This is a genomic window from Streptomyces sp. NPDC001070 (assembly GCF_053598835.1).
Genome location: NZ_JBSFLB010000009.1, coordinates 96,027 through 117,783 on the forward strand (window position 1 = coordinate 96,027; position 21,757 = coordinate 117,783).

General features: G+C 73.0%; 17 protein-coding genes. 9 read left to right on the forward strand and 8 right to left on the reverse strand.

From position 1 onward, the window contains the following. The first annotated feature begins 105 nt into the window (after positions 1–105). The 3 genes from dxs to ACWDAS_RS13505 all read left to right on the forward strand — a co-directional run bounded on the left by dxs (position 106) and on the right by ACWDAS_RS13505 (position 5,271). Positions 106–2,034, forward strand: coding sequence for a 1-deoxy-D-xylulose-5-phosphate synthase (gene dxs / locus ACWDAS_RS13495; protein WP_450389388.1), 1,929 nt, complete (start codon positions 106–108; stop codon positions 2,032–2,034). Between the two features lie 149 nt (positions 2,035–2,183). Further along, positions 2,184–3,695: an amino acid permease gene (locus tag ACWDAS_RS13500; RefSeq protein WP_450389390.1), complete on the forward strand. Its 1,512-nt coding sequence runs from the start codon at positions 2,184–2,186 to the stop codon at positions 3,693–3,695. Between the two features lie 37 nt (positions 3,696–3,732). Continuing rightward, the gene (locus ACWDAS_RS13505) at positions 3,733–5,271 is read left to right on the forward strand and encodes an ArnT family glycosyltransferase (protein ID WP_450389392.1); all 1,539 of its coding nucleotides are present in this window, start codon (positions 3,733–3,735) and stop codon (positions 5,269–5,271) included. Here ACWDAS_RS13505 and ACWDAS_RS13510 read toward each other — a convergent pair. Beyond that, positions 5,259–5,675 carry an NTP pyrophosphohydrolase gene (locus ACWDAS_RS13510; protein WP_450389394.1) on the reverse strand — a complete coding sequence of 139 codons (417 nt, stop codon included), beginning with the start codon at positions 5,673–5,675 and terminating at the stop codon, positions 5,259–5,261. The two genes, ACWDAS_RS13505 and ACWDAS_RS13510, sit on opposite strands and share 13 nt — an antisense overlap. 595 nt (positions 5,676–6,270) lie before the next feature. Between ACWDAS_RS13510 and ACWDAS_RS13515 the strand changes: the two genes are divergently transcribed. From ACWDAS_RS13515 to ACWDAS_RS13525, 3 genes are all read left to right on the forward strand, one after another. Continuing rightward, entirely contained in the window at positions 6,271–7,008 is a 738-nt protein-coding gene (locus ACWDAS_RS13515) for a thioredoxin domain-containing protein (RefSeq protein ID WP_450389396.1), read from the forward strand. A gap of 89 nt (positions 7,009–7,097) precedes the next feature. After that, positions 7,098–8,360: a peptidoglycan-binding protein gene (locus ACWDAS_RS13520; protein WP_450389397.1), complete on the forward strand. Its 1,263-nt coding sequence runs from the start codon at positions 7,098–7,100 to the stop codon at positions 8,358–8,360. After that, on the forward strand, positions 8,357–9,322 hold the full coding sequence (locus ACWDAS_RS13525) for an SPFH domain-containing protein (RefSeq protein WP_450389398.1): 966 nt from the start codon (positions 8,357–8,359) through the stop codon (positions 9,320–9,322). Before ACWDAS_RS13520 ends, ACWDAS_RS13525 begins: the two co-directional genes overlap by 4 nt. Before the next feature lie 63 nt (positions 9,323–9,385). Here the strand turns inward: ACWDAS_RS13525 and ACWDAS_RS13530 are convergent, their stop codons facing one another. From ACWDAS_RS13530 to ACWDAS_RS13550, 5 genes are all read right to left on the reverse strand, one after another. Next, entirely contained in the window at positions 9,386–11,524 is a 2,139-nt protein-coding gene (locus ACWDAS_RS13530; RefSeq protein ID WP_450389400.1) for a 3-hydroxyacyl-CoA dehydrogenase NAD-binding domain-containing protein, read from the reverse strand. After that, positions 11,521–12,741: a thiolase family protein gene (locus ACWDAS_RS13535; protein WP_450389402.1), complete on the reverse strand. Its 1,221-nt coding sequence runs from the start codon at positions 12,739–12,741 to the stop codon at positions 11,521–11,523. Before ACWDAS_RS13535 ends, ACWDAS_RS13530 begins: the two co-directional genes overlap by 4 nt. A gap of 745 nt (positions 12,742–13,486) precedes the next feature. After that, positions 13,487–14,728 carry an HRDC domain-containing protein gene (locus ACWDAS_RS13540; RefSeq protein WP_450389404.1) on the reverse strand — a complete coding sequence of 414 codons (1,242 nt, stop codon included), beginning with the start codon at positions 14,726–14,728 and terminating at the stop codon, positions 13,487–13,489. A gap of 79 nt (positions 14,729–14,807) precedes the next feature. Beyond that, positions 14,808–15,470 (reverse strand): LuxR C-terminal-related transcriptional regulator, encoded by a 663-nt coding sequence (locus tag ACWDAS_RS13545; protein WP_450389406.1) that lies wholly within the window; start codon positions 15,468–15,470, stop codon positions 14,808–14,810. A gap of 261 nt (positions 15,471–15,731) precedes the next feature. Beyond that, positions 15,732–16,379, reverse strand: a complete 648-nt coding sequence (locus ACWDAS_RS13550; protein ID WP_450389408.1) for a DUF3000 domain-containing protein — start codon at positions 16,377–16,379, stop codon at positions 15,732–15,734. Positions 16,380–16,462: 83 nt separating this feature from the next. On the opposite strand from ACWDAS_RS13550, the gene hemE reads away from it, so the two are divergent. Next, a complete protein-coding gene (hemE, locus tag ACWDAS_RS13555; protein ID WP_450389410.1) occupies positions 16,463–17,512 on the forward strand; it encodes a uroporphyrinogen decarboxylase in 1,050 nt (349 codons plus the stop codon). Between the two features lie 46 nt (positions 17,513–17,558). On the opposite strand, the gene ACWDAS_RS13560 is transcribed toward hemE, so the two are convergent. After that, positions 17,559–18,584: a DUF4349 domain-containing protein gene (locus ACWDAS_RS13560; RefSeq protein ID WP_450389412.1), complete on the reverse strand. Its 1,026-nt coding sequence runs from the start codon at positions 18,582–18,584 to the stop codon at positions 17,559–17,561. A 127-nt stretch (positions 18,585–18,711) separates the two neighbouring features. On the opposite strand from ACWDAS_RS13560, the gene hemG reads away from it, so the two are divergent. Both hemG and hemQ read left to right on the forward strand, forming a co-directional pair. Next, on the forward strand, positions 18,712–20,157 hold the full coding sequence (gene hemG, locus ACWDAS_RS13565; protein ID WP_450389414.1) for a protoporphyrinogen oxidase: 1,446 nt from the start codon (positions 18,712–18,714) through the stop codon (positions 20,155–20,157). Positions 20,158–20,161: 4 nt separating this feature from the next. Beyond that, on the forward strand, positions 20,162–20,893 hold the full coding sequence (hemQ, locus tag ACWDAS_RS13570; protein WP_450389415.1) for a hydrogen peroxide-dependent heme synthase: 732 nt from the start codon (positions 20,162–20,164) through the stop codon (positions 20,891–20,893). A gap of 22 nt (positions 20,894–20,915) precedes the next feature. Here the strand turns inward: hemQ and ACWDAS_RS13575 are convergent, their stop codons facing one another. Then, on the reverse strand, positions 20,916–21,668 hold the full coding sequence (locus ACWDAS_RS13575; protein WP_450389417.1) for a TIGR04222 domain-containing membrane protein: 753 nt from the start codon (positions 21,666–21,668) through the stop codon (positions 20,916–20,918). Positions 21,669–21,757: the final 89 nt, after the last annotated feature.

A 21,757-nucleotide genomic window follows, 5' to 3' on the forward strand; every position in this document is an offset into this window, starting at 1 on the left:
CCGGCGCAGGGAAGATCATCCCAGCGCCGGGCACGGGTGTGTGCGGAGCTGAAAACGCGAACACATACACTCGGGAAACCGGAAAGCGACAACAAGGAGGCACGGGTGGCTCTGCTGACCCGTATCAAGGGACCGCGCGACCTCGACCGGCTCAGCCCGGAGCAGCTGGTCGAGCTGGCAGGCGAGATCCGTACCTTCCTGGTCGACGAGGTCTCCAAGACGGGCGGCCACCTGGGGCCGAACCTGGGTGTCGTCGAACTGACCCTCGCCCTGCACCGCGTCTTCGACTCGCCGAAGGACAAGGTGCTGTGGGACACCGGCCACCAGAGCTACGTCCACAAGCTGCTCACCGGCCGTCAGGACTTCTCCAAGCTCAAGAGCAAGGGCGGCCTGTCCGGCTATCCCTCGCGCGCCGAGTCCGAGCACGACGTCATCGAGAACAGCCACGCCTCCACGGTGCTCGGCTGGGCCGACGGCATGGCCAAGGCCAACGAGCTCCTCGGCAAGCGCGACCACACCGTCGCCGTCATCGGTGACGGCGCACTCACCGGCGGCATGGCCTGGGAGGCGCTCAACAACATCGCCGCGGCCAAGGACCGCCCGCTCGTCATCGTCGTCAACGACAACGAGCGCTCCTACGCGCCGACCATCGGCGGCCTCGCCAACCACCTCGCCACGCTCCGCACCACGGACGGCTACGAGCGCTTCCTCACCCGCACCAAGGAGCTGCTGGAGCGCACCCCGCTCATCGGCCAGCCCCTCTACGAGACCCTGCACGGCGCGAAGAAGGGCTTCAAGGACTTCATCGCCCCGCAGGGCATGTTCGAGGACCTCGGCCTGAAGTACGTCGGACCGATCGACGGCCACGACATCGAGGCCCTGGAGTCCGCACTGCAGCGCGCCAAGCGCTTCGGCGGCCCGGTCATCGTCCACTGCCTCACCGAGAAGGGCCGCGGCTACACCCCGGCCCTGGAGGACGAGGCCGACCGCTTCCACGCGGTCGGCAAGATCCACCCCGACACCGGGCTGCCCATCGCCGCCTCCGGCGCCGACTGGACCTCGGTCTTCGCCGAGGAGATGGTCAAGCTCGGCAGGGAGCGCAAGGACATCGTGGCGATCACCGCCGCGATGCTCCAGCCGGTGGGCCTGGACAAGTTCGCCAAGGCCTTCCCCGACCGCGTCTACGACGTCGGGATCGCCGAGCAGCACGCGGCGGTGTCGGCGGCGGGCCTGGCCACCGGCGGCCTGCACCCGGTCGTCGCCGTGTACGCGACCTTCCTCAACCGCGCCTTCGACCAGGTCCTGATGGACGTCGCGCTCCACAAGTGCGGCGTGACCTTCGTCCTGGACCGGGCGGGCGTCACCGGCACCGACGGCGCCTCCCACAACGGCATGTGGGACATGTCCATCCTCCAGGTCGTCCCGGGCCTGCGGATCGCCGCCCCGCGCGACGCCGACCAGGTCCGCGCCCAGCTGCGCGAGGCCGTCGCGGTCGAGGACGCCCCGACCGTCGTCCGCTACTCCAAGGGCGCGGTCGGCCCGGCGGTCAAGGCCGTGGGCAAGGTCGGCGGCATGGACGTGCTCCGCGCGGCGGGGTCCCAGTCCGACGGCGCCGACCCGGACGTCCTGCTGGTCTCCGTGGGCGCGCTCGCCCCGATGTGCCTGGAGATCGCCGACCTGCTCGACGCGCAGGGCATCACCACGACCGTCGTCGACCCCCGCTGGGTCAAGCCCGTCGACGCGGCCCTGCCGGGCCTCGCGGCCGGTCACCGGGTCGTCGTCACGGTCGAGGACAACGGCCGCGTCGGCGGTGTCGGCTCCGCCGTCGCCCAGGCGCTGCGCGACGCGAACGTGGACGTGCCCCTGCGCGACTTCGGCATCCCGCAGGAGTTCCTGGACCACGCGAGCCGCAAGGAGGTCATGGCCGAGATCGGCCTGACCGCCCCGGACATCGCGCGCCAGGTCACCGGCCTCGTGTCCCGGCTCGGGGGCCGTTACGCGGACGAGCCGGCACCCCAGGTCGCGGGCGACTGACGCCCTTTCCTCCCCACCGCGGCACCACCGGGCCGGGCGACACCCCTATGGGTGATCGCCCGGCCCATCTGCCGAGGTGTAGGCGCGCCTGATCCGGTCACACGCATCTGCGGGTGCTGTGATGCAGGAACAACTGTGGAGGTGCGCCGGTGGACGTGGGCGGTAACACTACGAAGGGTCGCAGCGGTTTCTTCCGGACCAAATCGGTCGAGGAGTCCCTGAGGGACACCCAGGAGCCCGAGCACGCGCTCAAGAAGTCCCTGTCCGCCCTCGACCTCACGGTCTTCGGCGTCGGTGTCATCATCGGCACCGGCATCTTCGTCCTCACGGGCAAGGTCGCGAAGGAGAACGCCGGCCCGGCGGTCGCGCTGTCGTTCGTCGTCTCGGGCATCGTGTGCGCGCTCGCCGCCCTGTGCTACGCGGAGTTCGCCTCCACCGTGCCGGTCGCCGGGTCCGCGTACACCTTCTCCTTCGCCACCCTCGGTGAGCTGCCCGCCTGGATCATCGGCTGGGACCTCGTGCTGGAACTGGCGCTGGGCTGCGCGGTGGTCGCGGTCGGATGGTCCGGCTACGTCCGCTCGATCATGGACAACTGGGGCTGGCACCTGCCGGGCGTGCTCTCCGGCGGCGAGCAGAGCGGTTTCCACTTCGACCTGCTGGCCTTCCTGCTGGTCGTCGTGCTCACCGGCATCCTGGTGGCCGGGATGAAGCTGTCGGCCCGGGTCACCTCCGTGGTGGTCGCCATCAAGGTGGCCGTGGTGCTGATCGTGATCATCGTGGGCGCGTTCTTCATCAACGGACACAACTACAGCCCGTTCCTCCCGTCCGCCGTGGAGTCCACGGGGGAGGAGGCGGGACTCAAGGCACCGCTCATCCAGCTGGTCTCGGGCTTCACGCCGTCCCAGTTCGGCGTCATGGGTATCTTCACCGCGGCGGCCGTGGTCTTCTTCGCCTACATCGGCTTCGACATCGTCGCCACCGCCGCCGAGGAGACCAAGAACCCGCAACGGGACGTGCCGCGGGGCATCCTCGGCTCGCTCCTGATCTGCACGGTGCTGTACGTCGCCGTCTCCATCGTCGTGACCGGCATGCAGAAGTACACCGAACTGTCGGTCGACGCGCCGCTGGCCGACGCCTTCAAGGCGGTCGGGCACCCCTTCTGGGCCGGGCTGATCGCCTTCGGCGCCGTGGTGGGCCTGACGACGGTGTGCATGATCCTGCTGCTCGGGCAGAGCCGGGTCTTCTTCGCCATGAGCCGCGACGGGCTGCTGCCGCGCTTCTTCTCACGGGTGCACCCCACGCGGGGCACCCCCTACCGTTCCACGATCCTGCTCGGCGGCATCGTGGCGATCGTCGCGGGCTTCACGACCATCGAGGAGCTGGCGGCGCTGGTGAACATCGGAACGCTCTTCGCGTTCATCGTCGTCGCCGTCGGCGTGGTGGTGCTGCGTCACACCCGGCCCGATCTGCCGCGTGCCTTCCGCACCCCGCTGGTGCCGTGGGTGCCCGCCGCGTCCGTGCTCGCCACGCTGTGGCTGATGCTCAATCTGCCGGCCGAGACCTGGCTGCGGTTCGCCATCTGGATGGCCCTCGGCTTCGTCGTCTACTTCGGCTACGGCTACTGGAACAGCCGGATGCGCCGGCCGGCGCGTCAGGGATGACCTGACGCGGCAGGGGGGCGCCCGGTACGTTGGGCGCGTGCCGACCCGCCCCGAGAGCGCCCGCGTCGCCGCGCCCGCGCTCCCGGAGCAGCGGGCGGGTACCGTCCGGCCCGGGGCGCTCTCCCGGCTCTCCCTGGTCTCCTGGCCGGTGCTCCTGCCGCTGCTGACGCTCGTGGCGGCCCTGGCCCACCTGCCCTCCTTCGTACGCCCGGTGTGGAACCCCGACGAGGGCTACCTCGCCACCCAGGCGCGCATGCTCGCCGGCGGCGGCGCTCTCTACGACACCGTCGTGGACCGTAAGCCGCCGCTGCTGCCCTGGCTGTACGAGGGGGCGTTCGCGCTCTTCGGGGACGACTCCCTGTGGCCGCTGCGGGCCGCGGCGGTCGCCGCGCACCTGGTCACCGCGGCGCTGCTCGTCGCCCTCGCCCGGCGGCGCTGGGGCGACCGGTGGGGCGCGGCCGCCGGGTTCGGCTATCTGCTGCTGTCCGTGGGGCTGGCCCCCGAGGACACACAGGCGGCCAGTTTCGAGGTCTTCACCCTGCCGTGGACGGTCGCCGCCGTGCTCTGCGCCGACCGCGGACGCTGGGCCCCGGCCGGGCTGGCCGTGGCCGGGGCGGCGCTGACCAAGCAGACCGGCGCGGTGGTGCTGCTCCCCGTGGTCTGGATGCTGTGGCGGGCCCGGCGCGGAGCCCCGGCGAGCGCGGCGGTGCCGGCCGGCGCGTGGGGCTGGCTGCTCACGGGGTGCGCGCTGCCCGTCGCAGCCGTCGCCCTGGCGACCGGCGCGCGGAACTTCGCCTTCTGGACGGTCACCGGGTCCGGCGCGTACATGTCCCCGGAGGGCGCCTGGCTGCTCGGCGCCGGGCGGGGGCTCGGCAACGCCGCGATCCTCCTGGCGGCGGGGGCGGGCCTGGTGCTGCCGGCCGCCTGGCTCGCGGCGCGCCGGAGGGCCTTCGCCGAGACGGGCCTGTGGATCTGGCTCGCGGCGGCCGTCGTCGCCGTGGTGGCGGGCTTCCAGTTCTACGGCCACTACTACCTGCAACTGCTGCCCCCGCTCACGCTGCTCGGTGTGGCCGCGCTGCGCCGGCTGCCCGCGCGCGGGGCGGTCCGGAAAGCCGCCGCCGTCTGGACGGTGCTGGCGGCGGCCGCCTTCACCTGCTGGGGCTTCGGGGCCTCGCGTATGGAACTCGACCACGCGCACGCCGTCGCCGCGGCGATCCGCGCGCACACCGCGGAGAACGGGACCGTCCTGGTGTGGGGCATGCACCCCGAACAGTACTGGCTCGCCCGGCGCGCTCCGGCCGGCCGCTTCCTCACCGCGGGCTTCCTCACCAACTTCAGCGGTGGCCGGGGCGGCGCCCGGGTCGGCGAGCAGTACGCCGTACCGGGCGCCTGGGACACCTTCCGCCGGGAGTTCGCCGCCGCGCCCCCGGCCGCCGTGGTCGACGACTCACGGGGCGCGCCCTACGGACCCGACCGCATCCCGGCACTGCGGCGCCTGCTCGACGGGGGCGGATACGAGCCCGTCGCGACTGTCGACGGAGCGGTGCTGTACGCCCGTTCCGCTCACCGGCCCTGAGGGCGCACCGCGCGCGGCCCCGCGACGGCCGCGCCGTGGGCGGTCACCCGGCGGCGCAGCTCGCGGTCGGCCGTGACGACGAGGCAGTGCCGTTCCGGAGGGCGGGATGCGGCGAGCTCCGCGATGAGGTCGTCGCCGCTGCCGGGGGCCGCCTCGACCCGTACGCCCGGCGCGGGAGCCACGTCCCGGGCCGCGCCCTCGACGACGAGCACGATGTCGAGCGGCGGCCGCCGTGCCCACTCCGGCACGTCCGCCCGCTCCGGGAGCCCGGTGCGCGCCGGCTCGGCGAGGGCGTCCCGCAGGCGTTCCGTCGCTCCGTGCCGGTCACGCCACCAGCCGTCCGGGACGGATCCCACGGTGTTGGCGGCGTCGACGACGATCAGGGGCGCTGTCTCGGCGTTCACCGGACCACCCTGCCACAAGCGGCCCGGTGCCGGACGCCCTTGCGGAGCCCCGTCCCGGCCCACTGTGCCCAGGAGGGCGATCGCCGGATGCTGCGGAAAACCCCCGGAGGCAGGGGCCTTGGCAGGCGAATCGGTGCGGAGGCCGTCTGCGCCGGGGGGCAGGCCGGCGTGGGCCGAGTCCGGTCGCGCCGGTTGTCTCCACTCTGCTCCTTGTTCTCTGCGGGGGGCCGGTTGCGTGGGTCGGCTGCTTCTTGGTCTCCGACTCGGTCAGCGGCACGTCCAGGTCACCGGACGAGGTGCTCCACGACTTCCGCATCGCCATTCCGGAGGACGCCGCCGACGTCTCCTCGGTTCGTACTTCGAGGACAGGGCGGGGTGGGACATCGACGAGTCGTCTCCCTTGTCGGGAGGTGCGCTCCACGGAAGGGTGGACGGAGCCGGGTTCGACATCGCGGCCGTGGACGGAGACCAGGAGATCACCGTCCACGCGTATGCCCAGAAGTCCTGACACCGGCAGTCCTCCGGCCTCGCTCCCCGTCGCGCGAGGCCGTACCCTCCCACGGACCGGCCAGTTGGGCGGTGGTAGAAAGTCCCGGTGAAGCAGACGAAGTCCAAGCGCTGGCGGTCCTACGCCGGGACGGTGATCGTCCTGGGTGTGGTGTTCGGGGGCTCTGCCGTCCTCGGGGCGCATGTGCGCAGTGAGAAGCAGCACGAGGTCAAGGTGCCGGTCGGCGCCTCCGGTGAGGAGCAGCTCGCCGTGCCGGTCAAGCCGACGAAGCTGCCGGTGACCCTGACCGTGTACGAGGACCTGCGCAGCCCGGAGTCGAAGGCCTTCGCGGCCGAGTACGCCGACACCTTCGCGAAGCTGGTCGCCACCGGCCAGGTGCAGATCGACTACCGCCTGGTGACGCCCTCCGACACCGAGAACGGCGGCGCGGGCTCCCTGGCCGCGGCCAACGCGGCCGCGTGCGCACAGGACGTGGGCCGTTTCCAGGCGTACGTCGCGCAGGTGTGGGACGCGCAGCCGGCCGACGTCCAGGACGACCACCTCGACAGCGACGCGGTCCTGAAGAACCTGGCGAAGAAGGTCGGCGACGTGGACGAGACGCACTTCGTCCCGTGCGTCCAGGGCGGTGACCACGACGGCTGGGTGCGGCGCTCCCAGGAGGAGTTCGCCGCGGCCGGGTTCACCACCGCACCGGTCGTGCAGGTCAACGGCGAGACCGCGACCGACCCCTCGGGCGGCGCGTCCGAGCTCACTCCCGCCAAGCTGACCAAACTGGTCGACAAGGCCGTTGCCGAGGTCGTGAACGGCACCACCGCGACCGGCTGACCACACCGCCCGCGCTCATTCCATCAGATTTGGATGGAAATCGGGTAATAAGGGCATGTGGCATCCGATCGCGAGGAGTGGTGGTGCGCATGTCCACACCGGTGTTCGACGAGGTCGGGCCGCAGCCGGGCTGCGTCTGCGAGGACTGTGCACGGCGGCGGCTGATCCGGGCGGCGTCCCGCGCCACGCCGCCGTGCGCGCCACCGGCCGCCCCTCCCGCCGCGCTGGTCGTCCTGGCCACGGCCGGCGCGGCCGTCATGGCGCCCGCCGCCGTGGCAGCCCCCGCGGAGGACGCCGGCCAGGCCGCGTCCGCCGGCCGGACCGAGCAGGCGGCGCAGCCGGACCGGATCGGCGCGGCCGTGCCGCTCCGCCTGACCCGCGATCAGATCCTGGAGCGGGCCCAGAACTGGATCGACGCCGGCGTCCCTTACGACATGCGCCGCCGCTGGCGGGACGGCTACCGACAGGACTGCTCCGGATTCGTCTCCATGGCCTGGGGCCTGGGCAGCAGTCAATGGACCGGGACGCTGCCCCGCTTCGCGGAGCGGATCGGCCGCGACGAGCTCGAACCCGGCGACATCCTGCTCTTCCACAACCCCCGCGACCCCGTCGACGGCTCCCACGTCACGATCTTCGGGGGCTGGGCGAACGCCGCGCACAGCCGCTACGTGGCCTACGAGCAGACCCGGCCGCGCCCCCGGGTGCGTACGACGCCGTACGCCTACTGGGACCACTCCAAGCGCTACGTGCCCTACCGCTACAAATATCTCAGCGGCGAGGGCTACGACGACTTCTACGACGACCTCTACGGGGACATCGGCATCGGCGACCTGCCGTCCGCAGGCTACCCGGGCAGCTGGTCCTTCGGCCCCGGCGTCTCCAACGGCTACATCACCCGCCTCGGCCGGATGCTGCGGCAGCGCGGCGCGAGCACGTACTACCACGTCGGACCCGGCCCCCGCTGGAGCGAGGCGGACCGCCGTGCCACCCGCGCCTTCCAGCGCGCCCAGGGCTGGAGGGGTGATCAGGCCGACGGTTTCCCGGGTCCCCTGACATGGCGTTACCTGACCCAGGGCGCGGGGACCAACATCGGGGGCGGACGCCCCTCGGCACCGCCGGCCTACCCCGGCATCGGGCGCTTCAGGCCCGGGCAGTCGGGGCCGCACGTGCTCGCGCTCGGGCGGCGGTTGGCGGCGAAGGGCTTCGGCCGGTTCTACGCGAAGGGGCCGGGCCCCCGCTGGGGCGAGGCCGACCGGCGTGCCGTGGAGGCATTCCAGCGCGCCCAGGGCTGGTCGGGAAGCGAGGCGGACGGATACCCGGGTCCCGAGACGTGGAGGCGGCTGTTCTCATGACGACAACCGCGCAGGGGAGTCCGGCCGAACTCCCCATCCCCGCACCCGCCCAGGCACCCCACGGCGCCCCCGGCGCGGCCCCCGGCGGCGTCGCCGCGCACCTGCCGGACATCGCCGAGCGTCCGGGACGCTGCCTGCCCGGCGGCCTCGCCGTGTCGGCGGCCCTCGCGGCCGCCGTCTGCACGGCCGTGCTCCCGCTGTGCCTCGCCGGGCCTTCCGCCCTGGTCCGCGGGGCCGCCGCGGCCCTCCTCGCGGCACTGACCGTCTTCACCGCGCTCGGCCTGGTCCGGGGCCGCCCCGGCTCCGTCTGGATGCTCACCCGGCACGGCGCCTACTGCGGCACCGTACGGCGTACCGGGCTGCTGTGGATCAGCCCGCTGCTCGTCCGCCGCCGCGTCGACACCAGCCTGCGGCACTGGCGCAGCAGCCCCATCGAGGCCACCGACGCCAACGGCACCCCGCTGCAGACCACGGTCCTGGTGGTGTGGCGGGTCCGCGACACCGCCCGGGCCCGCTTCGCGGTCGACGACCACGTCCGCTACCTGCGGGAGCAGGTCGAGGCCGCGGTCGCCCGTTGCCTGTCCCGGCTGCCCGCCGACGACTTCCGCGGCCCCGGCCCCACCCTGCGCGACACCGACCGCCTCGCGGACGACCTCACCCGGATCCTCACCCGCGACCTGCGGCCCGTGGGGGTCGAGGTCTTCTCCGCCCAGCCCGTCCGCATCGACTACGCCCCTGCGGTCGCCCCCGCCATGCGCCGGGCCCAACTGGCCGCCCTCGACGCGCGGCACCGCCGCGCCGCCCTCGACGACGCCCTGACCGCCGTCGGCGAGACGGTGCGCGGCCTCACCGACCGCGGGCTCGTCGACCTCGACGACTACGAACGCAAGGCCCTCGTACGGGATCTGACGGTCGCCTACTGCACCGCCCACGTCCCCGACGGCGGCGCGCAGGCCTCCTGAGACGCACATGCTGAAGGGGCCCCCGCCGTCCGGCGGGGGCCCCTTCAGCATGCGAAGCCGGCGTTACGCCGGGACGGAGGCCACGCCCGGGGCCAGGAACGGCTTGCCGTTCACCCGCTCCGAGACGCCCTCACGGTCCAGGTACGGCGTGATGCCGCCCAGGTGGAACGGCCAGCCGGCGCCGGTGATCAGGCACAGGTCGACGTCCTGCGCCTCGGCGACGACACCTTCCTCCAGCATGAGACCGATCTCCTGCGCCACGGCGTCCAGGACGCGGTCGCGCACCTGCTCCTCCGTCAGGACGCTGTCGCCCTGCACCAGGAGCGCGGCGACCTCGGGGTCCAGCTCCGGCTTGTAGCCGTTCTCGGCGGAGTAGACGTAGAAGCCGCGCTTGCCCGCCTTGACGACGGCCGCGAGGTTCGGGGAGACCTTGAAGCGGACCGGGAAGGCGCGGTTGAGCGTCTCGGAGACGTGCAGACCGATCGCCGGGCCTACCAGCTCCAGCAGCACCAGCGGGGACATCGGCAGACCGAGCGGCTCGATGGCCTTCTCCGCGGTCTCGACCGGGGTGCCCTCGTCGATGACGTTCTGGATCTCGCCCATGAAGCGGGTGAGGATGCGGTTGACGACGAACGCCGGGGCGTCCTTGGTCAGGACCGCGGTCTTCTTCAGCTTCTTCGCCACGGCGAAGGCGGTGGCCAGCGACGCGTCGTCGGTCTTCTCGCCGCGCACGATCTCCAGCAGCGGCAGCACCGCGACCGGGTTGAAGAAGTGGAAGCCGACGACCCGCTCCGGGTGCTCCAGCTTCGAGGCCATCTCGGAGACCGAGAGGGAGGAGGTGTTGGTGGCCAGGATCGTCTCCGGCCTCACCACCGCCTCGACCTCGGCGAAGACCTGCTGCTTGACGCCGATCTCCTCGAAGACCGCCTCGATGACGAAGTCCGCGTCGCCGAAGGCGGCGGCCTTGTCGAGGGAGCCGGAGACCAGGGCCTTGAGGCGGTTCGCCTTGTCGCCGCTGACGCGGCCCTTGAGCAGCAGCTTGTCGATCTCGCCGTGGACGTAGCCGACGCCCTTGTCCACGCGCTCCTGGTCGATGTCGGTGAGGACCACCGGCACCTCCAGGCGGCGCGCGAAGAGCAGAGCCAGCTGGGAGGCCATCAGACCGGCACCGACGACGCCGACCTTGGTGACCGGGCGGGCCAGGTTCTTGTCCGGGGCGCCGGCCGGGCGCTTGCCGCGCTTCTGCACCAGGTTGAAGGCGTAGATGCCGGAGCGCAGCTCGCCGCCCATGATGAGGTCCGCGAGGGCCACGTCCTCGGCGTCGAAACCGGCGGACAGGTCACCGCTCTTGGCGGCGGCGATGATGTCCAGCGCCCGGTACGCGGCCGGGGCGGCGCCGTGCACCTTGGCGTCGGCGAAGGCACGGCCCTTGGCGACGGCCTCGTCCCACGCCTCGCCGCGGTCCACCTCGGGGCGGATGATCTCGATCTCGCCCTTGAGGACGGCGGCGGTCCAGGAGAGCGACTGCTCCAGGAAGTCCGCACCCTCGAACAGCGCGTCGGCGATGCCCAGGTCGTAGACCTGACCGCCCTTGAGCTGCTTGTTCTGGTTGAGCGAGTTCTCGATGATGACGCTCACCGCGCGCTCGGCGCCGATGAGGTTCGGCAGCAGCGCGCAGCCGCCCCAGCCCGGGACCAGGCCCAGGAAGACCTCGGGGAGGGAGAACGCCGGGATGGCCGAGGAGACCGTGCGGTAGCTGCAGTGCAGGCCCACCTCGACGCCGCCGCCCATGGCCGCGCCGTTGTAGTACGCGAAGGTCGGGACCGCGAGGGACTGCAGACGGCGGAAGACGTCGTGGCCGCCCTTGCCGATGGCCAGCGCGTCCTCACGGCGCTTGAGCAGCTCGACGCCCTTGAGGTCGGCGCCGACCGCGAAGATGAACGGCTTGCCGGTGATGCCCACACCGACGATCCCGCCGTCCGCGGCCTCCTTCTCGACCTGGTCGAGGGCGGCGCTCAGGTTCGCCAGCGACTGCGGCCCGAAGGTGGTCGGCTTGGTGTGGTCCAGGCCGTTGTCCAGGGTGATGAGCGCGAAACGCCCGGCGCCCTGGGGAAGGTCGAGGTGGCGCACGTGCGCCTGCGTCACGACCTCGTCCGGGAACAGCTCGGCCGCTCCCTTGAGGAGCTCGGCGGTGGTGGTCACTTGCTGCCTCCGTCGAAGTGCGGGTTCTCCCAGATCACGGTGCCGCCCATGCCGAAGCCGACGCACATGGTGGTCAGGCCGTAGCGGACGTGCGGCTGCTCCTCGAACTGGCGGGCCAGCTGCGTCATCAGACGGACGCCGGAGGAAGCGAGCGGGTGGCCGAACGCGATGGCGCCACCGTACTGGTTGACGCGTGCGTCGTCGTCGGCGATGCCGTAGTGGTCGAGGAACGACAGCACCTGTACGGCGAACGCCTCGTTGACCTCGAACAGGCCGATGTCGGAGATCGACAGGCCCGCCTTGGCGAGTGCCTTCTCCGTCGCCGGGACCGGGCCGATGCCCATCACCTCGGGCTCGACGCCCACGAAGGCGTAGGAGACCAGACGCATCTTCACCGGGAGCTCCAGCTCCCGGGCGACGTCCTCGGCGGCGATCAGGGAGGCGGTGGCACCGTCGTTCAGACCCGCCGAGTTGCCCGCCGTCACCCGGCCGTGGGCACGGAACGGGGTCTTCAGGCCGGCCAGGCTCTCCAGCGTGGTGCCCGGGCGCATCGGCTCGTCGGTGGTGGCCAGGCCCCAGCCCGTCTCGCCGCCGTCGGGGGAGGTGCGCCGCACCGAGATCGGCACCAGGTCCTGCTGGATCTTGCCGTTCGCGTACGCCTTCGCCGCCTTCTCCTGGCTGCGGACCGCGTACTCGTCGGCGCGCTGCTTCGTCAGGTGCGGGAAGCGATCGTGCAGGTTCTCCGCCGTCATACCCATGAACAGGGCGGACTCGTCGACCAGCTTCTCCGACACGAAGCGCGGGTTGGGGTCCACGCCCTCGCCCATCGGGTGCCGGCCCATGTGCTCCACGCCGCCCGCGAGCGCCACGTCGTACGCGCCGAAGGCGACGCCGCCGGCGACGCTGGTGACGGCGGTCATCGCGCCCGCGCACATGCGGTCGATGGAGAAGCCGGGCACCGACTTGGGCAGCCCCGCCAGGATCGCGGCCGTACGGCCCAGGGTCAGGCCCTGGTCGCCGATCTGGGTGGTCGCGGCGATGGCGACCTCGTCGATCCGCTCCGGGGAGAGTGCGGGGTTGCGCCGCAGCAGCTCCCGGATGGACTTGATCACCAGGTCGTCGGCGCGGGTCTCGTGGTAGATGCCCTTCGGGCCCGCCTTGCCGAACGGGGTGCGGACGCCGTCGACGAAGACGACGTCCCTAGCGGTACGAGGCACGTTGGCTCTCCTCAAGATGCGGGTTCGCTTGCCGCGGGCAGAAGACGGCGGCTCCGCGGACCATGCTACTCGCGGGTAACCGATGTGCACAGTGCGGGTGTGCGGGGTCACACGTTCGGCTGCGCCGGGCTGCCCGGTGTGGTTGTGTGCGGGGTGCGTTGTGCTTGCTGTTGGGGTGGGGTGTCCGGCGCGGTCAGTCGCCGCCTCGCTGGGTACGTATGGGGTCGGTGCCGCGCCGGGGTCCTCCCTCGGCCTGCGCCGGGGGCCCCACGGCGCTCGCGGTTTACGTCCACATCGCTCGGCGCCGGGTTCGCCGCCCGTCCCCCCCCAGCTACCGCTGGGAGGTGCCCCCAGGGGCGACTGACGGCCGGTGGGGGTGGGTGAGAAGGCCGTCCGGGGTTGCCGCAAGTGCCTGGAACCACCCCCACCGGCCGTCAGAGGCCGACAAGACGGAGGGGACGGGGTCGTTGGGGGCGCCCCCGGCCGGAGGCTGGGGGAGGGTGGGCGTTCTGGACGCTGACGCATATGTGTGTGCGGCGTCCGGGACGGATCGAGGTGGTGCCCGCCATGCACGCGAATATGCGGTCCAGAATGGCCGGCCCCAAAGGCCCCGACCCGGGCCGGACACTAACAGGGTGCCAGGGCCACTGACCGCGGCGGGCAACCCCACCGCCCACCACAACGGACCCGCACACGACAGGGGGTGGCGAGGGGCACCCCCCACCCCGCCCCACCCCGCCCCGGGTTACGCCGGCGGCTTCGCCGCGAGCGCCGCTGTGAGGATCGGCGTCGTGAGCTCCACCTGCCAGGGCCGCGCGCCCGCGTCCGCGAGGAAGGCCGCCACGGACTCCGGGCTGCGGTCCCGAGGTGGCGCCCAGCACAGGCGGCGCACGGTGTCCGGGGTGATCAGGTTCTCCTGGGGCAGGTTCAGCTGCTCCGCCAGCGCGGAGACCGCCGCTCGCGCGGCCGACAGCCGGGCCGCCGCGGCCGGGTCCTTGTCTGCCCAGGCGCGCGGCGGCGGGGGGCCGGTGTAGGCGGGGCCGGGCTGCGGCAGCTCCCGCTCGGGGATGCTGCGGGCGTGGTCGATCGCGGCCTGCCACTGCTCCAGCTGGCGCCGTCCCATGCGGTGTCCGAACCCGGGCAGCGCGGCCAGCGCGTGGGCGTTCGGGGTGGCCTCCAGCGACGCCGTGACGATCGCGGCGTCGGTCAGGACGCGGCCGGGGGAGACGTCGCGTTCGCGGGCGATCCGGTCCCGGAGGTTCCACAGCTCGCGCACGACGGCCATCTGGCGCCGCCGCCGCACCTTGTGCATGCCGGAGGTCCGGCGCCAGGGGTCGACGCGGGGCGGGGGCGGCGGGGCGGCGGCGATGGCCGAGAACTCCTGCATGGCCCACTCGAGCTTGCCCTGAGCGCGCAGCTCCTCCTCCAGCGCGTCGCGGAGGTCGACCAGCAGTTCGACGTCGAGCGCGGCGTACCGCAGCCACGGCTCGGGGAGCGGCCGCGTGGACCAGTCGACGGCGGAGTGGCCCTTCTCCAGGGCGTACCCGAGGACGTTCTCCACCATCGCGCCGAGCCCGACCCGGGCGAAGCCCGCCAGCCGGCCGGCCAGTTCGGTGTCGAACAGCCGCGCCGGACGCATGCCCGCCTCGTCGAGGCACGGCAGGTCCTGCGTGGCGGCGTGCAGCACCCACTCCGTGCCGTCGAGCGCGGCGCTCAGCGGCGACAGGTCGGGGCAGGCGACGGGGTCGATCAGCGCGGTCCCTGCCCCGGTACGGCGCAACTGGACCAGATAGGCCCGCTGGCCGTAGCGGTAGCCGGATGCGCGCTCGGCGTCGACGGCGACAGGTCCGGAGCCCGCGGCGAAAGCCGCGACGACGTCGGCGAGGGCCTCCGGGCTGGCGGTCACCGGCGGGATGCCCTCGCGCGGGTCCAGCAGCGGGACCGGCGCCGGGGGTGCTTCTGTTGCGGTCTCTCGGGCGTCGGTCACCAGTCAAGAGTATCTGTGTACAGCAGGGGCCCGCCGACGGAACGTTCCGTCGGCGGGCGCACCCGGGATATGACTTCGATCAGTGGATGATGCCGGTACGCAGCGCGACCGCGACCATGCCCGCTCGGTCACCGGTGCCCAGCTTTCGGGCGATCCGTGCCAGGTGGCTCTTCACGGTCAGCGCCGACAGTCCCATGGAGACCCCGATCGCCTTGTTCGACTGGCCCTCCGCGACCAGTCGGAGCACCTCCACCTCCCGGCCGGACAGCTCCCGGTAGCCGCCGCCGTGGCCGGGGGTGCCCGGAGGGCGGCGCTGCAGCCGCTGGCCCGCGGGGCCGATGGGCGCCGCTCCGGGACGGCCGGGGATGCCGAGGTTCGTGCGGGTGCCGGTGACGACGTAGCCCTTCACGCCGCCCGCGAGGGCGTTGCGCACGGCGCCGATGTCATCGGCGGCGGACAGGGCCAGGCCGTTGGGCCAGCCCGCCGCCCGGGTCTCGGCGAGCAGGGTCAGTCCGGAACCGTCGGGGAGGTGTACGTCGGCGACGCAGATGTCTCGGGGGGTGCCCACCCGGGGCCTGGCCTCGGCGATGGAGGACGCCTCGATCACGTCGCGTACCCCGAGCGCCCACAAGTGGCGGGTGACGGTGGAACGTACGCGGGGATCGGCGACCACCACCATCGCCGTCGGCTTGTTGGGGCGGTAGGCGACCAGGCTTGTGGGGTGGTCGAGAAGAACCGACACCGGGCCTCCTGGGACATTGGCTGGAAGGGTCACAGGTTCCTTCGGCAGCAACTTCGCCGGGCTTTAGGAAATGATCACGACTTGTTTAGTAACAATTCCGGCAATTCGGACGCGCTGTCGACCAGGGTCGATCGAAGGTGTGAAGATCGCGGTCACCGCGTGTCAGACATCGTTGACGGCGGTAAAGCGAGTGGTCAGCCCGGTGGGGCCGGACCGTGGGGTCCGGCGGGCACGCCCGTACGGGGGAGGACGCGGTAGGCGTCAGCGGGTCTGCTGCGGACCGCGCCGCTTCGGCAGCGGCACCACCGACGGACCGCCGCCCGCCGGCGGGCCCGGTTCCGCGGGCGCGGGCGGCAGCCCCGCGCACGTGCAGACCAGATCGCACCAGGCCGCCAGGTGCGTGGCCATGTCCGGTACGCCGCCGCTCGGGGCGAGCGGCGTCCACGAGGCGCGGATCTCGATGCGGGTGGAGTCCGGCCGCTCGGCGAGGGCGCCGAAGTGGTGCGAGGAACTGCGCGAGACCGTGCCGCCTGCCGCGGTGAAGGCCGCGCCGCGCCCCTCCAGGGCACCGGTCAGCCACGACCAGCTCACCTCGGGCAGCAGCGGATCCGCCGCGATCTCCGGCTCCAGCTCCGCGCGGACCAGGCTGACCAGCCGGAACGTCCCGTGCCAGCCCTCCTGCCCGTCGGGGTCGTACAGCAGCACCAGGCGACCGTCCCCGAGCTCCTCGTCGTCGACGACGACCGCCGCCTCCAGGGCGTACGCGTGCGGTGCCAGGCGCTTGGGCGGTGGCACCGGATCGAGCTCCACCTCGTGCCGTACCCGGGCGCGCAGCAGTGCGTCGACCGCGTGCTGGAACGGGAGGGGGGCGTCGTTCCCGTCCGAGAGGTGCCCATGAGCCGCTGCCATGCCCGGAAGCGTAGGCCGAAGGGGGCCCGCAGTGAGGGAGGACACCCGGTCGGGCGGGTCGCCCACTTGGCGCATGCGAAGATTTGGGGGTGAGTGCGCACCAGCAGACCGCTGCTTCCCCGTTCATCCTGGCGTGCCGGCGCCGGCCCGTGCCGCACACCCCTGTGTGGTTCATGCGCCAGGCCGGGCGCTCCCTCCCCGAGTACCTCAAGGTGCGCGAGGGCACCGCGATGCTCGAGTCGTGCATGCGGCCCGACCTCGTCACCGAGATCACGCTGCAGCCCGTGCGACGGCACAAGGTCGACGCGGCGATCTACTTCAGCGACATCGTCGTGCCGCTCAAGGCCATCGGGCTCGACCTCGACATCAAGCCCGGCGTCGGCCCGGTCGTCGAGCAGCCCATCCGCACCCGGGAGGACCTGCGGCGCCTGCGGCCGCTCGAGCCGGACGACGTCAAGTACGTCACCGAGGCGGTCGGCATGCTCACGGGTGAACTGGGGACGACGCCGCTGATCGGCTTCGCGGGCGCGCCCTTCACGCTCGCCAGCTACCTCGTCGAGGGCGGCCCGTCGCGCAACCACGAGCGCACCAAGGCCCTCATGTACGGCGACCCGGAGCTGTGGGCGGAGCTGCTGGACCGGCTCGCCGACATCACCTCGGCCTTCCTGAAGGTGCAGATCGAGGCCGGCGCCAGCGCCGTGCAGCTCTTCGACTCCTGGGTCGGCGCACTCGCCCCCGAGGACTACCGGCGCTACGTGATGCCCGCCTCCGTCAAGGTCTTCGAGTCCGTCGCGGACTACGGCGTGCCCCGCATCCACTTCGGCGTCGGCACCGGTGAGCTGCTCGGGCTCATGGGCGAGGCCGGCGCGGACGTGGTCGGCGTCGACTGGCGCGTCCCCCTGGAGGAGGCGGCCCGCCGGGTCGGCCCCGGCAAGGCGCTCCAGGGCAACCTGGACCCCGCGGTGCTCTTCGCCCCGCGCGCGGCGGTCGAGAAGAAGGCCCGCGAGGTGCTCTACTCCGGCCAGGCCGCCCCGGGCCACATCTTCAACCTCGGTCACGGCGTCCTGCCCAGCACGGACCCCGACGCCCTGACCCGCCTCGTGGACTTCGTCCACACCGAGACGGCCCGCTGACGCCGACGACCCCGCGCCGCGCGGCGCGGGGTCGTCGTGTCCGGTGCTACTCCCGCGGCTCGGCCTCGTCGTCCCGCGCCCCGACCGGCGCGGGCACGGTGACCGGTGCCGGGGGCCCGTTCACGGGCCTGCGGGCCGGCAGCACACGGCGCAGCAGCCGGAAGCCCAGGTAGCCGAGGAGGATCAGGGCCGCGAACGGCGCCACCGCGGCGAGCGCGACCAGGATGGCCCGCAGGGTCACGTAGAAGGCGTGCCAGCCCGCGCCGAGAGCGTCGCCCACCGTGGCCCAGAAGCCGTCGTCGTCCTTCTGCGGCGCCGCCTTCGGCTCCGGCTCCTGGACCTCCAGCGTGATCGTGGCCATCCCGGTCCGCGCCTTCAGCGAGGCCTGTTGCGCCTCGAGCGCCTCCAGATCGGCCTGGCGGGTGCTGAGTTCGCTCTCCAGCGAGACGATGTCGCTCAGCTTGGTCGCCCGGTCCATCAGCTCCCGCACCCGCGCCACGCTGGCCCGCTGCGTCTTGAGGCGGCTCTCGACGTCCACGACCTGTCCTGTGACGTCCTGGGCGTCCACCTTGCGGTTCAGCAGCTTGCCCAGCTTCGCGAGGTCCTCCAGCACGCGGTCGTAGCCCTCTGGCGGCACCCGGAGCGTGATGGTGGAGTACTCGCGGCCGTCCTCGTCCAGGCTGGTGCTCTCGCTGCCGACGTAGCCGCCGGTCCCCTCCACAAGCGTGCGGGCCCTGACCACGGCGCCGGAGACGTTCTTGGCCTCGACCGTGAGCATCGCGGTGCGGACGATGTACGACTGCGTCAGGGTCGGCGTCCTCCCCGCGCCGGTGCCCTTGGTGTCGCCGGACTTGCCGTCGCCCCCGGCCGTGGTGGGCGGGGCCTGGTCGGCGGCCCGCCCGGCCGCCTCGGGGGCGGCGGCCGCGGCCTTGCCGCCCGCGCTGCTGTCCGCGCTGCTGTCCGCGCTGCCGCCGTCGCTGCCGCACCCGGCGAGCGCGAGCACGGCGGTCAGCGTCAAGGCGCCGAACGCGGCGGCAAGTGGTCGGCGAGTGGCGGTGGTTGATGTGCTCATAGGGCATCCCCCCGGGTCCGTTGCGTCTGTTGCCGATTCGACGCGAGGCGTGCGAGGCGGGTTTCGGATCCGTGATCCCGAAGAGGTCACGGTTAGGGCTCGTTCCGGCGTCTGAGACAGTGGAGGCATGAGCAATACGCAGCCCCGGGCCGGACAAGTGGTGGTCGTGGGCGGCGGGGTCTCCGGACTCGCCGCGGCGCATTTCCTGCTGGAGGGCGGAGCGGCGCGGGTGACCGTGCTGGAGTCCTCCGGGCGCCTGGGCGGGAAGCTGTACGCGGACGAGATCGCGGGCGTGCCGGTCGACCTGGGCGCCGAGTCGATGCTGGCGCGCCGCCCCGAGGCGGTCGACCTGGCCCGCGCGGTCGGCCTCGCCGACGACCTGGAGGCACCCGCCACGACGACGGCGGGGCTTTGGACGCGCGGCCGCCTGCGACCTATGCCCAAGGGCGGCGTCATGGGCGTCCCCGGCGACATCTCCTCGCTCGCCGCGTCCGGTGTGCTGTCGGCGGCCGGCCTCGCGCGGCTGCCGCTCGACCACGTCCTGCCGCGCACCAAGATCGGTGAGGACGTGTCCGTGGGCGCCTTCGTCGCCGCCCGGCTGGGCCACGAGGTCGTCGACCGGCTCGTCGAGCCGCTGCTCGGCGGCGTCTACGCGGGCAACGCGTACGAGATCTCGCTGCGCGCCGCCATCCCGCAGCTGTACGAGAGCGCGCGCACGGGCCGCTCCCTCATCGAGGCCGTCCGCGAGACCCAGCGCAAGGCCGCCGCCGCACGGCAGGACGGCCCGGTCTTCGCCGGCATCCGCGGCGGCGTCGGGCGCCTCCCGATCGCCGTCGCCGAGGCCTGCCGGGCCGCCGGGGCCCGCATCGAGACCGACGCCCCCGTCCGGCAGCTGCGGCGGATCGAGGGCGGCTGGGAGATCGCCTTCGACCGCGACGGCACCCGCGAGTCGCTGGCCGCGGACGCGGTCGTGCTCGCCGTGCCGGCGCCGGCCGCCGCCAGACTGCTGGCCGCCGAGTCGCCGGGGGCGGCCGCGGAGCTGTCGGCGGTGGAGTACGCGAGTGTCGCCCTGGTCACCATGGCCTTCCGGCGCCGCGAGATCGCCCACGCGCTGCCCGGCAGCGGCTTCCTCGTCCCGCCGGTCGACGGGCACACGATCAAGGCGTCCACGTTCTCCGGCCAGAAGTGGCACTGGAGCGGCGCCGCCGACTCCGACGTCTTCGTCCTGCGCACCTCGGTCGGCCGGCACGGCCAGGAGGCCGACCTCGCGTGGGACGACACCGATCTCGTCCGGCTCTCCCGCGAGGACCTCGGCGAGGCCGTCGGTCTCACCGCGGCGCCCGTCGCCGCCCGCGTCACCCGCTGGGACGGCGGCCTGCCGCAGTACCCGGTCGGCCACCTGGCCCGGGTCGCGCGGCTGCGCGAGCACGTCGCGAAACTGCCCGGGCTGGAGGTGTGCGGCGCCGTCTACGAGGGCGTCGGCATCCCGGCGTGCGTCGCGAGCGCGCGCGGCGCGGCGACGCAGGTCCTGGGCACCCTGCGGCAGGCCGCGGAACCGGACGCGGGACAATAGCCTCATGACCGACTCCACTGCTTCCGCCGCCCCCGCCAAAGCCCCCAACGCCGGCAAGAAGGCCAAGGACCTCAACGAGGTCATCCGCTACACCCTCTGGTCGGTGTTCCGGCTGCGCGACGTCCTCCCGGACGACCGCACCCGCTACGCGGAGGAGGTGGAGGAGCTCTTCGAGCAGCTGGCCGAGAAGGACGTCACGATCCGGGGCACCTACGACCTGTCCGGGCTGCGTGCCGACGCCGACGTCATGATCTGGTGGCACGCCGAGACCGCCGACGCCCTCCAGGACGCCTACAACCGGTTCCGCCGCACCATGCTGGGGCGCCAGCTGGAGCCCGTCTGGTCCAACATGGCCCTGCACCGCCCGGCCGAGTTCAACAAGAGCCACATCCCGGCCTTCCTCGCCGACGAGACGCCGCGCGACTACGTCTCCGTCTACCCCTTCGTCCGCTCCTACGACTGGTACCTCCTCCCCGACGAGGACCGCCGCCGCATGCTGGCCGACCACGGCAAGATGGCGCGGGGCTACCCGGACGTGCGGGCGAACACGGTGGCGTCGTTCTCGCTGGGCGACTACGAGTGGATCCTGGCCTTCGAGTCCGACGAGCTCCACCGCATCGTGGACCTGATGCGTCATCTGCGTGCCTCCGAGGCCCGGATGCACGTCCGCGAGGAGGTCCCCTTCTACACGGGCCGCCGCAAGTCGGTCGCCGAGCTGGTGGCGGACCTGGCCTGAGGCCCGCCCACCGGGCCCCGCGTCAGCTCAGGGCCGCGCGGAGGGCGGGGTCGGGGAGGGCGGAGGGGCCCCGGACGGCCAGGGCGGTGAGGAGCTGCTGCCGGTCGTCGGGGGCCGGGCCGTGGGGCACGTCGACGGCGCGCAGGAGCTCCCGGCCGGCGGGGGCGGCCCAGCGGGTGTACGGCTGGATCTCGAGGCGGGCGATGCCCAGGCAGCCCAGTGTGACCAGCAGGGGGAGCGCGAACCACGGCAGCAGCGGCCGGCCGGCGGGGCTGAGGGTCGTCGCGGCGGCCAGCATGACGAGGATGAGCGCGGTGGCCGCGCGGACCTCGCGTATCCCGGTGGAGATCGACTCGCGGGCCGCCGGGGGCACCGCGAGCCCCGCGTCGGCGAGACGCTCGGCGAGGGCGCGTATCCCCTCGGAGGCCGCGTGCTGCGCGCGTATGGCGGGGACGGGTGCCTGACCCTCGGGGCCGGTGGCGGCGATCAGGGAGCGTTCGATGGCGTCCCGGCCGTCGGGGTCCACCACGGTCGCCCAGCCCGTCCTGGCGAGCAGCAGACGCCGTTCACGCCCCATGGCGACCATCGCCAGCTCGGTCACCCGGCGCGGTCCGCCGGACAGGAAGGCCATCTCGTAGAGGCCGAGGCCGCGGTCGCCGGCGGGGACCGCGGCGGTCCCGTCGGACAGATCGGCCGCGGCGACCGCCGCCCTGCACAGGCGTGTGCAGGAGGCGATCGCCGCGGCCCAGGCCACGAAGAGGAAGAGCATCCACATGGGGGAGTTGTAGCCGACCCCCGCGAGGGCCCGCCCGCGATTTCGGGGATCGGAGGGGCGGACCTGCGCGAGGGCCTGGGGGCGGGCTT